General features: G+C 74.4%; 9 protein-coding genes, 1 tRNA gene and 1 pseudogene. 6 read left to right on the top strand and 5 right to left on the bottom strand.

Annotated features, from left to right (window positions below; genetic code table 11):
• Nucleotides 1-183: 183 nt before the first annotated feature.
• Nucleotides 184-1,818, top strand: a complete 1,635-nt coding sequence (locus tag ACWJ6R_RS19530) for an MFS transporter (protein WP_449063600.1) — start codon at nucleotides 184-186, stop codon at nucleotides 1,816-1,818.
• On the opposite strand, the gene ACWJ6R_RS19525 is transcribed toward ACWJ6R_RS19530, so the two are convergent.
• Nucleotides 1,794-2,876: a sigma-70 family RNA polymerase sigma factor gene (locus tag ACWJ6R_RS19525; protein ID WP_449063599.1), complete on the bottom strand. Its 1,083-nt coding sequence runs from the start codon at nucleotides 2,874-2,876 to the stop codon at nucleotides 1,794-1,796. The genes ACWJ6R_RS19530 and ACWJ6R_RS19525 overlap by 25 nt on opposite strands.
• A gap of 44 nt (nucleotides 2,877-2,920) precedes the next feature.
• Between ACWJ6R_RS19525 and ACWJ6R_RS19520 the strand changes: the two are divergent.
• Nucleotides 2,921-3,556 (top strand): annotated as a pseudogene (locus tag ACWJ6R_RS19520) (maleylpyruvate isomerase family mycothiol-dependent enzyme); the annotation flags it as partial.
• A 208-nt stretch (nucleotides 3,557-3,764) separates the two neighbouring features.
• On the opposite strand, the gene ACWJ6R_RS19515 reads toward ACWJ6R_RS19520, so the two are convergent.
• Together ACWJ6R_RS19515 and ACWJ6R_RS19510 are read right to left on the bottom strand one after the other, a co-directional pair.
• Nucleotides 3,765-3,837 (bottom strand) — tRNA-Ala (locus ACWJ6R_RS19515).
• Nucleotides 3,838-3,973: 136 nt separating this feature from the next.
• The gene (locus ACWJ6R_RS19510; RefSeq protein ID WP_449063598.1) at nucleotides 3,974-5,488 is read right to left on the bottom strand and encodes a YfbK domain-containing protein; all 1,515 of its coding nucleotides are present in this window, start codon (nucleotides 5,486-5,488) and stop codon (nucleotides 3,974-3,976) included.
• A gap of 329 nt (nucleotides 5,489-5,817) precedes the next feature.
• Between ACWJ6R_RS19510 and ACWJ6R_RS19505 the strand changes: the two genes are divergently transcribed.
• Nucleotides 5,818-7,593, top strand: coding sequence for an asparagine synthase-related protein (locus ACWJ6R_RS19505; protein WP_449063597.1), 1,776 nt, complete (start codon nucleotides 5,818-5,820; stop codon nucleotides 7,591-7,593).
• Nucleotides 7,594-7,704: 111 nt separating this feature from the next.
• Here ACWJ6R_RS19505 and ACWJ6R_RS19500 read toward each other — a convergent pair whose 3' ends face one another.
• The gene (locus ACWJ6R_RS19500) at nucleotides 7,705-8,163 is read right to left on the bottom strand and encodes a rhodanese-like domain-containing protein (RefSeq protein ID WP_449063596.1); all 459 of its coding nucleotides are present in this window, start codon (nucleotides 8,161-8,163) and stop codon (nucleotides 7,705-7,707) included.
• Nucleotides 8,164-8,234: 71 nt separating this feature from the next.
• Here ACWJ6R_RS19500 and ftrA point away from each other — a divergent pair, with 71 nt between their 5' ends.
• A complete protein-coding gene (gene ftrA, locus ACWJ6R_RS19495; RefSeq protein WP_449063595.1) occupies nucleotides 8,235-9,221 on the top strand; it encodes a transcriptional regulator FtrA in 987 nt (328 codons plus the stop codon).
• Between the two features lie 57 nt (nucleotides 9,222-9,278).
• Here ftrA and ACWJ6R_RS19490 read toward each other — a convergent pair whose 3' ends face one another.
• On the bottom strand, nucleotides 9,279-10,058 hold the full coding sequence (locus tag ACWJ6R_RS19490) for an SAM-dependent methyltransferase (RefSeq protein ID WP_449063601.1): 780 nt from the start codon (nucleotides 10,056-10,058) through the stop codon (nucleotides 9,279-9,281).
• A 208-nt stretch (nucleotides 10,059-10,266) separates the two neighbouring features.
• Here ACWJ6R_RS19490 and ACWJ6R_RS19485 point away from each other — a divergent pair, with 208 nt between their 5' ends.
• Nucleotides 10,267-10,617 carry a serpin family protein gene (locus ACWJ6R_RS19485; RefSeq protein ID WP_449063594.1) on the top strand — a complete coding sequence of 117 codons (351 nt, stop codon included), beginning with the start codon at nucleotides 10,267-10,269 and terminating at the stop codon, nucleotides 10,615-10,617.
• A complete protein-coding gene (locus ACWJ6R_RS19480) occupies nucleotides 10,614-11,528 on the top strand; it encodes a serpin family protein (protein WP_449063593.1) in 915 nt (304 codons plus the stop codon). The genes ACWJ6R_RS19485 and ACWJ6R_RS19480 overlap by 4 nt, the downstream gene beginning before the upstream one ends.
• Nucleotides 11,529-11,584: the final 56 nt, after the last annotated feature.

Genomic DNA, 11,584 nt, shown 5'->3' with positions numbered 1-11,584 from the left:
ACGCGCGGGGCGTCGAAGCCGCCCGCGGCGACAGGCCCGCCCTCGGCGCCGCGTCGCGGCCGACGCCGCTCACCGTCATCGGCGAGCACCTGTCCGCACTCGGCCGATGATCCGTCAGCCGCCGATCGGCGTCCGTCAGCGCTCGGTCGGTGATCCGTCAGCGCCGTCGCCGACGCTGACGGCATGAGAAACGACTCCCGCAAGTGGGGCACGCTCGTGATCGCGTGCCTGGCCATGCTGATGCTCTCCGTCGACCTGACCGTACTCCACCTCGCCGTTCCCAAGCTGGTCGAGGACCTGGCCCCGTCGGCGACCCAGCAGCTGTGGATCGCCGACGTGTACGGCTTCGCGCTGGCCGGGCTGCTGGTCACCATGGGCAACCTGGGCGACCGGATCGGGCGCAGGCGGCTGCTGCTGATCGGCACGGCCGCGTTCGGCGCCGCCTCCCTGGTGACCGCCTACGCCCCCACCCCCGAACTGCTCATCGCCGCGCGGGCGCTGCTGGGCGTCGCGGGAGCCACCATCATGCCGTCGACCCTCTCGCTGATCCGCAACGTCTTCACCGACTCCACGGAGCGGACCACCGCGGTGGGCATCTGGAGCAGCATCGGCGCGGCCGGCTTCGCCCTCGGCCCGCTGGTGGGCGGCGCCCTGCTGAACGAGTTCTTCTGGGGATCGGTCTTCCTGATCAACCTGCCGGTGGTCGCGGTGATCCTCGTCGCGGGGCTGGCCGTGCTGCCCGAGTCGCGCAACCCGCACCCCGGCCGGATCGACCTGGTGAGCGTGCCGCTGTCCTTCACCGGGATCGTCGCGGTCGTCTACGCGCTGAAGGAGGCCGCGCACGGGGGCGTCGGCCAGACCCCGGTGATCGCGGCGGCCGCGGTCGGCGTCGTCACGCTGGCCGTGTTCGTCCGGAGGCAGGCCCGGCTGGCCGAGCCGCTCATCGACGTGCGGCTCTTCCGCAACCGCGCGTTCTCCGCCGCGGTCGGCTCCACGCTCGTCGCCATGTTCGCCATGATCGCCATGTCCCTCCTCTTCGCCCAGTACTTCCAGCTCGTCCTGGGCTGGTCGCCGCTGGCGGCGGGCCTGGCGGGCCTGCCCGGCGGGGTGGGGGCCGCGATCGGCGGATCGGCCGCGGCCCCGCTGATCACCCGGATGGGGCGCGCCCGGACCGTCGCGCTGGGCATGGCGCTGGCCGCGGCCGGGTTCGCCCTCTACAGCCAGGTGGGCCTCGAGGTCCACTACCCCTACCTCGCCGCCACGATGATCCTCACCAGCACCGGCATCGGGCTGACCTTCGCCGTCGTCAACGACACCGTCATCGCCTCGGCGCCCCGGGAGCGCGCCGGAGCCGCCGCGGCGATCTCCGAGACCGCCAGCGAGATGGGCGGCGCGCTGGGCATCGCCGTACTCGGCACCGTGCTGAGCAGCGCCTACCGCGGCGGGCTGGAACTGCCCGCCGGACTGCCGCCGGGGCCGCCGACCAGATCCGCGACACGCTCGGCGGCGCGCTCGCCACCGCCGCGACGCTGCCCGGGGAGCTCGCCGGAGCCGTCGCCGGAGCCGCGCGGCGGGCGTTCGTCGACGCTCTGCAGACGACCGTGCTCACCGGGGCGGGCATCCTCGCCGTCCTCGCCGTGGCGTCCCTGTTCGCGCTGCGGGGCGTGCCCAAGGTCCTCGACGAGGCCCCCGAGCCCCACCACGTCTGAGCCCGGACGGCGAACGGGGAAGGGCGGCCGGAGCGCCGATGCGCTCTCCGGCCGCCCCCGGCCATCGCCCGGCGGCACCGTCCGCTACGCCGCGCCGTTCGGCATCTGAGGCGCCCCACCGGGGCGAGGCCCCGGGATCGCGCCGGCACCTCCCCGGCGGGACCGTGCCGGGTCCGGCGCGGACGTCCCCGGCCGCCGGGAGGAGACGGCCGGAGGGCCGAGGAGCGGGATCAGCCGCTCGGCGCCGAGGTACACGGTGATGCCGCTGATCAGCCCGTCGGACACGTCCAGCAGGACCAGTCCGAACGGCGTGCGGGAACCGTCGGGGCCGGGCCGCAGCTGCCAGAACGCCGGCGAGCCGTTCGCCTCGACCGGGACGAGACGTGCGCCTTCGCAGGACGCCTCCGGGTCCAGCAGCGCCTGCCTGATCCGGTCACGGCCGCGGAGCCACCAGGCGAAGGGCGGCATCGACATCGTGGCGTCCTCGCGGAGCAAGGCGACCAGCGCGGCGACGTCGTGCCGCTCGAACGCGGCGCAGTAGCGGGCGAGCAGCTCGCGCTGCGCGGGATCGGACGGCCGGAACGGCTCGCCCGGCGGGACGCCGACCGCTCTGAGCGTCGCCCTCGCCCGTTGCAACGCGCTGGTCACCGATGCGGTGGTGGCGTCCAGGAGGCGTGCGACCTCCTCGGCCTTCCAGCAGAGCACGTCACGCAGGATCAGCACCGCCCGCTGCCGGGGCGGCAGATGCTGCAGCGCGGCGACGAACGCCAGGCGGATCGTCTCGCGCCGCACGGCCGCCTCTTCCGGATCGCCGTGCGCCGGCAGCACGAGGCCGTCCGGAACCGGCTCGATCCAGACCCGCTCCGGCAGCGGCGCGCCGATGCCCGTCCCGGCGTCCGCCGCCCGGCTGAGGTCCATGGCCAGGGCCCGGCGCTGCGCGCTGCGCAGCATGTCGAGGCAGACGTTGGTGGCGATGCGGTAGAGCCAGGTCCGCAGCGACGCCCGCCGCTCGTCGTAGCGGTCGAACGACCGCCAGGCACGCAGCATCGTCTCCTGCACCGCGTCCTCCGCCTCGAAGCCGGAGCCCAGCATCCGGTAGCAGTAGCCGGTCAGCTCGGTCCGGAACGGCTCCAGCCGGGAGCCCCCACCGGTCGACGTCTCCACCATCCCCCGACCGTAGGCGCCGCCACCGACACACCGGGCGGCGACCGATGACTTTCCGGCTCCGCAGCCGTATCCCCTGCGGAGAGCGCGCGGCGGGCCCGCGCGCCGGAGACAGGAGACGGAAGATGAACGAAGAGCGCCTGCGGGCCGCGGTGGCGGCCGAACGCGGCGAGCAGGCCGACCTGCTCGCCGCCTTGCGACCCGGGCAGTGGGACGCGCCCACGTTGTGCGAGGGCTGGAGGGTGCGCGAGGTCGTCGCCCACACGACGATGCCCTTCCGGGCCTCGCTCCGGCGGACGCTGGCGGAACTGGTGAGGGCGCGCGGGGACGTCAACCGCATGGCCGACCGGTGCGCGCGCCGCGACGCCGCCGGACTGCCGCCCGAAAGACTCCTCGCGTCGCTGCGGGACAACGTCGCGCACCCGTGGACGCCTCCCGGCGGAGGCGTCCTCGGAGCGCTCTCGCACGACGTCATCCACGGGCTGGACATCACGGTGGGCCTGGGGCTGGACCGCCGGGTCCCCGTCGAACGGGTCGCCATGGTCCTGGCCGGAGTGCGGCCGAAGAACATCGCGTTCTTCGGCACGGACCTGTCGGGGGTCGCGTTGCGGGCGACCGATCTCGACTGGAGCCACGGGGCGGGGACTCCGGTCCGCGGCCTCGCCCAGGACCTGCTCCTCGTGCTGTGCGGGCGGCGCCTGCCGCCGGGCCGGCTGGAGGGCGAGGCCGCCGCGCGGTTCACCGGTGAGCCGGGGCGTGGCCGGGCCGTGCGCGACGCCCCCCGCGCCGGATGGGCGCACCGGGCGGTGAGAACGCGAGATCCCGCCCGGTCGAGCCGATCGGAGGGGATCTCGTCAACTTCTTTCGGACCGTCTCAAGAACGTCCCCGAGTGGAGCTATGGGGATTCGAACCCCAGACCTCCTCCATGCCATGGAGGCGCGCTACCAGCTGCGCCATAGCCCCTCGGTGCGCGCTCGGGGCGTTCACCCCAGCGGCACCACGCCAGTGTATAGGACAATCGCCCGCACCCCGTAACCGCCGGACTCGACCGGTGCCCCCGCTCCCGGCGGGGGCACCGGTCGCGACTTCCGGCGGGGTGCTACCCGAGCGCCGCGGCCCGGTCGATCAGGCGGGCCAGCTCGGTCACCATCGGGTCCTCGGTCGTCTCCGCCAGACGGGCCGCGTGCCCGCCGAGCTCGCGGAGGCCGAGGCCGGCCGTCGCCTCACGGGAACGCAGGTGCTCGGCGAAGGACGCGGCCACCACGTCCACCTGGAACCGGGGCGACGTCCCCTCCCACAGGGCGCCGGACAGGTCGCCCTCGTCCAGCGACCGGCTGGCCTCGGCGGGGTGGCGGGTGTCGGGGTCCTGCCAGCGCACGGTCGCCGTCGCCAGCTGGCCGGACGCCCCGGCGCGCAGCCTCACCCGGTACAGGGCCGTCACCGAGTGGCCCGGCCCTATCTCGCCGCCGTCCCGGGCGTCGTCACGGAAGTCCTCGGCCGCCAGCTCCCGGTTCTCGTAACCGATGAGGCGGTAGGACTCCACGACCGAGGGGTTGAAGGCGACCTGGGCCTTGGCGTCGCGAGCCCGCAAGTCGAGGGTCGTGGTGAGCCGCTCGGCGAAGACCTCGCGCGCGTCGTCGGCCGAGCCGACGTAGACGGCGGCGCCGTCGCCGTTGTCGGCCAGCTGCTCCATCAGCGCGTCGCCGTACTCGCGGCCGACCCCGACGCAGAGCAGGGTGATCCGCCTTCCGGCGGACTCCTTGACCCGGTTCAGGATGCCCTGCCAGCTCGTCTCACCGGTGTTGGCCAGGCCGTCGGAGAGCAGGATGACCCGGTTGGTGGCCATCGACCGGAACGTCCGGGCCGCCTCGGCGTAACCCGCGGTCAGTCCCGCCTCCAGGTTCGTCGACTGCCGTACGGTCAACCGCTCGACGGCCGCGTGCAGTTCGGCCCTGCCGGTGGCCGGGGTCATCGGGACGAGTGTCTCCGCCTCGTCGCTGAAGGCCACGACGGCGACCTGGTCCCCCGGCCCCAGCTGGTCGACGAGCCGGTGCAGCGACTCCCTGACCAGGTCGAGCCGTCCGGGCTCGGCCATCGAGCCGGACACGTCCACCACGAAGGTCAGGTTCGCCGGGCGCCGCGTCTCCGGGTCGGCCCCGCGGGTCTGCAGGCCGACCCGGACCAGCGCGGTCCCGCTGCCCGGCAGGCGAGCCCCGTCCAGGTGCACGGTGAAGCCGTCCCCGCCGGGCTCGGCGTAGTCCTGCCGGAAGGAGTTGACGAACTCCTCCGGCCTGACCTGGGAGGGGTCGGGCCGGCCGCCCTCGGTGAGGATCCGCCTGGCGTGGCCGTAGGAGGCGGTGTCCACGTCGAGGGCGAAGGTGGAGACCTGCCCGGGAGCGGAGTCGCGTTCCTCGGGAGCGCCGGTCTCCGCGGGCTCCGGGGCTTCGGCCTCCCGGCCCGCCGGCCGCTCCGGCGAGGCGGCGGCCTCGCCCTGCTGGATCCTCGGCTCTCCGACGGGCTTGCTGGTGCCGCTCTCCGACGACGGCCCGCCGCACGCGGCGGCGAGCAGCAGGGCGATCACGGCGAGGATGATGGCGGGCGGGCGGATCTTCATGTCGCCTCCAGGGGATGCGCGTCACCGTCTATGACGGCGCCCCCGCCGCGTGCGCCGGGCGCTTGACCCAAGCGAGCGCGAACCGTGTCCGGCGTGTGATCGGCCCTTCCGGGCCGGGTCCCGTCCACAGGCCCGGGCGGCGCCGTCCCGGGTCCCGCCCGCCGGGTTCCGTCCACGGGCCCGGGCGTGCGCTCGAACCGCGCCGTCCCGGATCCCGCCCGCCGGACCCGCCGCGCGGCCAACCGCACGCGGAGGCGGTCAGGTCGCGACGCCCGTCGTTCCCCGAACCTCGGGTTGTCGTGGAAAAACACGACATATGATCCAGGACCATGCGCGTGTATCTCGGACTGGCGGCCAAGGATCCCCAGGCGGGCATCCCCGATGCGGTGCTGCACACCGTCAGAGGCGCGATCGACGCCGCGTTCCCGGTCCCCCCGGAGGTCATCCGGGCCCGCGAGTGGCACCGGCCCGGCGTCTCCCTGTTCGCCTGGACCAACGAGCCCGACGACTCCCGGCGCCCCGAGCTCCTGTTCACCGAGCCCGACCGGGTGACCGGGATCAACGGGCACCTGGCCGAGCCGCGGGAGGTCGAGCGGCTCGCGCACGCCCCCGAGCTGCGCACCGACGCCGTCGGCGGATGCTTCTCGGTGTTCCGGGCGACCCCCGGCGAGCTCTCCGCGGCCACCGCGATCAACCGGGTCTGCCCGGTCTTCCACGCCGAGACCCCCGACCTGCACGTGGTCGGCAGCCGTGCGCTCCTGGTCCACCTGGCCTGCGGCGGCGACCGGGTCGCCTGGGACGTGCCCGCGCTGCAGACGATGATCCGCCAGGGCTTCTTCCTCTCCGACGAGACGCCCTACGCGGGGGTCTCCGCGCTGCCGCCGTCGTCGACGATCACCCTCCGGGGCGGCCGCCGTACGGTCGCCCCGGTCCCGCTCCCGGCCGCCGAGCCCGCACCCGCCTCGGGCCGCCGGCGCAAGGCCCTCGTCGGGGAACTGGCCGAGGCGCTGCTGGCGACCGTGGCGCCGCTGCGCGAGGCGGGCGAGCCGGTGAACCTGGCGCTGACCGGCGGCCGGGACACCCGGGTGCTGGCGGCCCTGCTGCATGCCGCGAAGGTGCCGTTCCGGGCCACGACGAACGGGCTCGACGACCACCCGGACGTGGTCCTCGCCCGGCGGATCGCCCACGAGCTCGGGGTCGGGCACACCGTGATCCCGCCGGCCCGCGCCGAGAAGAAGGACGCGGTCCTGGTGGAGCACCCGCTGGCGCGGACCTACGAGACGCTGCGCACCTGTGAGGGCATGACCTCGGCCTACGAGTCGATCGTGACCTACCTGCCCTACAGCGCCAAGCCGACCATGTCGGGGCAGAGCGGTGAGACCCTGCGCGCCGGGAGCCTGCTGCTGCTCCAGAGCGACCTGAGCGACAAGGCCCTGCGCAAGCGGATCGACACCACCTTCTTCGCCAAGGACGTCGCCCTCTTCACCGACGAGGCCAACGAGCACGCCCGCGCCCTCGCGAAGCCGTGGCAGGAGCGGCCGGACGCCATGGAGGCGCTCGACCACATGTACCTCTGGTACAAGGTCGGCCGCTGGCAGGCGAGCGCCCGGGCGGGCTCGCTGCGCCGGGGCGACCCGGTGCGGCCCTTCCTCGACAACCGGGTGGTCCGGGCGGCGCTCGCCCTGGACCAGTCGTGGCGTCTCTCGGAAGAGGTCATCCACGAGCTGATCGTGACGTTCGCGCCCCGGCTGCGGCACGTGCCGATCGAGGGCAAGCCGTGGCGGTTCACCGAGAACCGCAGGTACTACCCGTGGCAGCGCAGGCCCGGATTCCTGACCGCGCCGAAGACCGGGGGCGGCTGGAGCTGGAGGACCAGTCCGGGCGAGGCGCTCAGCGCCGTGCTCCGCGACCACGTCCTGGCCCACCTCGACCTGCTGGCCCCCATCGTCAGGCCCGACGAGGTCCGCAGGCTCTTCGCCGACCCGGTCGTGAAGAAGCCGGGTACGGCCTGGCACCTCTACACGGTCGCCACCATGCTGAGCGGCGCCTACCCGGGCAAGGAGCCCGAGGGACTGGAGCCGATCCGCCTCCCGATCCCGTCCTGAGCACGCCCGGCCCGCCTCCTCCCGGACGCGGGCCCGTCCCGTGCCGGGTGCGGTGATCCCGTCCCGTGCCGGAGACGCCGGGCCGGGCGTGCCCTGCCCGGCGGGGCGGGGTCAGCAAGCGCAGGAGACGCCGGAGACCGGGGCGGTCAGGGGGTCGGCCGGGCGGCGGGAGACGCCGTCGGCGGTCTCGACCGGGAAGCCCTCCCTGGCCCAGTACTCGAAGCCGCCCAGCATCTCCTTGACCGGGTGGCCGAGCCGGGCGAACTCCAGGGCGGCGCGGGTGGCGCCGTTGCACCCGGGGCCCCAGCAGTAGGTGACCACGGTCGCCCCGACGGGCACCACCTCGGCGGCGCGGGCGGCGATCTCGGCGGTGGGCAGGTGGACGGCTCCCTGGATGTGGCCCTGGTTCCAGCTCTCCAGGCTGCGGGAGTCGACCACGACGATGCCCGGCACGCCGGCGGCCAGGTCGGCGGCGACGTCGGACGCGTCGGTCTCGAACGCCAGGCGTGCGGCGAAGTGGGCGAGGGCCGCGGCGTTCGCGGCGGCGGGGACTGCGGTGACTGCGGACATGGGGAGAATGCTGCCGCGTCCCGCACGACGCCACCAGTGGCGTGAACGCCGTCCATCGCTAAGATCCCGCCATGGCGCTTCCCCTTCCTTCCCCGGCTCCGCGTGCCGCGCGCCGCGCCGTCTCCGTGCTGGCCTTCGACGGCATGGCCCCCTTCGAGCTGGGGTGCGTGGTGGAGATCTTCGGGCTTCCCCGGCCCGAGCTGGACGTGCCCTGGTACGAGCTCGCGGTCTGCGCGGAGAGCCCCGCGGACCTGCGGGTCGCGGGCGGGCTCACCATGCGGGCCCCGCACGGGCTGGAGGTGTTCGCCGCGGCGGACACGGTGATCGTCCCGGGGGTGCCGGACGTGCGGGGCGAGGTCTCCCCCGGTGTGGTGGCGGCCCTGCGGGCAGCGCGCGACCGGGGGGCGCGGGTCGTCTCGATCTGCTCGGGGGCGTTCGCGCTGGCGGCCGCCGGCCTGCTGGACGGGCGGGAGGCGACGACCCACTGGAGGTACGCCGAGCTGCTCCAGCGGAGGTTCCCCTCGGTCCGGGTGCGGCCGGACGTGCTCTACGTGGACGACGGCGACGTGCTGACCAGCGCGGGCAGCGCGGCCGGGCTGGACCTGCTGGTCCACCTCGTGCGCAGGGACCACGGCGCGGGCGTGGCCAACACGGTGGCGCGCCGGCTGGTCATCCCGCCGCACCGCGACGGCGGGCAGGCCCAGTTCGTGCAGGCGGCGGTCGCGCCCGTGGAGGACGACGACGCGGTGGCCCGCGCGATGGACTGGGCCCTGGGCCACCTCGCCGGACCCATCACGGTCTCCGATCTGGCCGGGGTCGCGCGCATGTCGCCGCGCACCTTCATCAGGCGATTCGGCCGCCAGACCGGGACCAGCCCGCTGCGCTGGGTCATCTCCCAGCGGATCGCGGCCAGCCTGCCCCTGCTGGAGTCCACCTCCGTCCCGGTCGAGGAGGTCGCCACCGCGGTCGGCTTCGACAGCCCGGTGACCTTCCGCCACCACTTCACCCGCGCGATGCGGACCTCGCCGTCGGCCTACCGCCGCGCCTTCGGCGACTGAGGACTCCGCAGCGATCGATCTCCACCGTGCTCCGCGGCGGCCTCCGTCCCGCCTCCGTCACGGCTTCCGCCCGACGGCGCCGAACTCGTCCACCTCCCGGGTGAGGTCCGGGTCCAGGACGTCGGGCCGCCAGAGCGGACACGAGACCACACCGGGCTCCACCGGCTCCAGACCGTCGAGGAACCCGGCGATCTGATCGGGGTGGCGCAGGACGTACGGAACCGATCCGCTGCTGTTCCAGACGGCGATGGCCGCCTCGAACTCCTCACCGCGGATGACGTTGGTGCCGTCGGCGACCACCAGGTGGCTACCGGAGGGCAGGGCGTCCACCAGCCGCGCCACGATCGAGCGGGCTTCGGCGAGGTCGGGGATGTGGCCCAGGATGTTCAGCAGCATGAGGGCGATCGGCCGGTCGAAGTCCAGGGTGCCCCGCGCGGCCTCGAGGATCTTCTCGGGCTCGCGCAGGTCGGCGTCGATGTACTCGGTGACGCCTTCGGGGGTGCCGACGAGCAGGGCCCGGGCGTGCACCAGGACCATCGGATCGTTGTCGACGTAGACGATCCGCGCGTCCGGCGCCACCCGCTGCGCCACCTCGTGGGTGTTGTCGACGGTCGGCAATCCGGTCCCGATGTCGAGGAACTGCCGGATGCCCACCTCTCCGGCCAGATACTCCACGGCCCGCGAGAGGAAGGCCCTGGACCCGCGGGCGATCTCGACGATGTCCGGGAAGATCTCGGAGAAGCGGTCCCCGACCTCGCGGTCCACCGGGTAGTTGTCCTTGCCGCCGAGCCAGTGGTTCCAGATGCGGGCCGAGTGGGAGACCGTGGTGTCGATCATGGACTGTCCGGCGGGGGGCGGAGAGCTGTCGGCCACGGAGGCCCTCCTCGGGGGGAGTCGACTACTGAATGATCGACAACCTAGACGCCCCTCCGCCCTCGGCACCAGGGATTCACGGCCTTCGCCTCGCACCGTCACCTGTCGTGACCTGCCGTCACCACGCGTCCGGCCGCTGAACCGCTCCGGTGTCCGGAACGTCTGTGAAGGCATGTACCGTCGCCTGTTCACCGCACTGCTGGCCGTCGCCGCCCTCGCGGCGTGCGGCCCGTCCGGGTCCCGTCTGGTCACCGCGGAGGGGGTGCAGCGGAACCTCTACGCCGGACCGGGGCCGGGGCCGCCGGTGGCGAACCTGCGACCCGGCCTGGCGGCGTTCGGCCACGCCCTGTTCACCTCCACCGCCGAGCCCGGCGTCAACACGGTGCTGTCCCCGCTGAGCATCGCGCACGCGTACGGCATGGCGCGGGCGGGCGCGGACCCCGCGACCGGGGCCGAGCTGGACGAGGTCTTCGGTTTCCCGCCGGAGGGCCCCACGCGGCGTTCAACACGCTGTCCCGGGTGATCGCCACCACCGATGAAGCCCCTCCCGCGCCCGACCGGGACGCCCCGCGCGACGCGCGGGAGGCCGAGGCGTCGCCGCCGGTCGTCAGGCTGGCCTCCGGGCTCTTCGTCCAGGACGGCCTGGACGTCGGGGCGGGGTTCCTGCGCACGCTCGCCGCCGAGTACGGCACCGGCGCACGTCAGGTCGACTTCACCTCGGACGCCGCCGGGGCCATCGACGCCTGGGCCGAGGAGCAGACCGCCGGGCGGGTCAAGAAGGTGTTCGACCGGCTGGACCCCCGCACCAGGCTGGTGATCGCGAACGCGCTCTATCTGAAGGCCGACTGGACCGTCCCGTTCACCGGCCCGCCGGAGGAGGCCGCCCCCTTCACCCGCGCCGACGGCACGGTGGTGCGCGCGGACCTGATGCGTGTGGAGGCGGAACTCCCCTACGCGAGCGGACCGGGCTGGCAGGCCGTCGAACTCGCCTACGCCGGGAGTGAGCTGGCCATGTGGGTCGTCCTGCCGGAGGCGGGCGGCTCCGTCGGCGACCGGCTCGCCCCCGAGGAGCTCACCCGGCTGGGCGGGCGGCTGGAGAGGACCCGGGTCGAAGTCGCCCTGCCCCGGTGGGACTTCTCCACCGCTCTGGACCTGAAGGAGCCGCTGGAGCGGCTCGGCCTGAGGAGCACCGGCTACTCCGGCATCGCCGACGGTCTCTTCCTGGACCGGGCGGCGCACACGGCGAACATCACCGTGGACGAGTGGGGCACCGAGGCCGCCGCCGTGACCGGTCTGGCGTTCCCCTCCGCCGCGCTGCCGCCCGCGGAGGCCGTGTTCCGCGCCGACCGGCCGTTCGCCTTCGCGATCGTCCACCGGCCGACGCTGGTCCCGCTCTTCCTGGGCCAGGTCGCCGACCCCACCGCGACCGGCTGACCGGCTCGGGCGGGGCGGCACCACCCGCCGCACCGCTCCGGGCGGGCAGAGCGGGA

The sequence above is a fragment of the Planomonospora algeriensis genome (assembly GCF_977012225.1).
The sequence above is the reverse complement of the archived record's forward strand: the minus strand, read 5'-3'. Positions and strand labels throughout refer to the sequence as shown.

Excerpts from the sequence above, each read along its gene's own strand:
- ACWJ6R_RS19530 (WP_449063600.1), top strand. The coding sequence starts at position 184 with ATGAGAAACGACTCCCGCAAGTGGGGCACGCTCGTGATCGCGTGCCTG.
- ACWJ6R_RS19490 (WP_449063601.1), bottom strand. The coding sequence starts at position 10,058 with ATGATCGACACCACGGTCTCCCACTCGGCCCGCATCTGGAACCACTGG.
- ACWJ6R_RS19525 (WP_449063599.1), bottom strand. The coding sequence starts at position 2,876 with ATGGTGGAGACGTCGACCGGTGGGGGCTCCCGGCTGGAGCCGTTCCGG.
- ACWJ6R_RS19500 (WP_449063596.1), bottom strand. The coding sequence starts at position 8,163 with ATGTCCGCAGTCACCGCAGTCCCCGCCGCCGCGAACGCCGCGGCCCTC.
- ACWJ6R_RS19485 (WP_449063594.1), top strand. The coding sequence starts at position 10,267 with ATGTACCGTCGCCTGTTCACCGCACTGCTGGCCGTCGCCGCCCTCGCG.
- ACWJ6R_RS19505 (WP_449063597.1), top strand. The coding sequence starts at position 5,818 with ATGCGCGTGTATCTCGGACTGGCGGCCAAGGATCCCCAGGCGGGCATC.
- ACWJ6R_RS19510 (WP_449063598.1), bottom strand. The coding sequence starts at position 5,488 with ATGAAGATCCGCCCGCCCGCCATCATCCTCGCCGTGATCGCCCTGCTG.
- ftrA (WP_449063595.1), top strand. The coding sequence starts at position 8,235 with ATGGCGCTTCCCCTTCCTTCCCCGGCTCCGCGTGCCGCGCGCCGCGCC.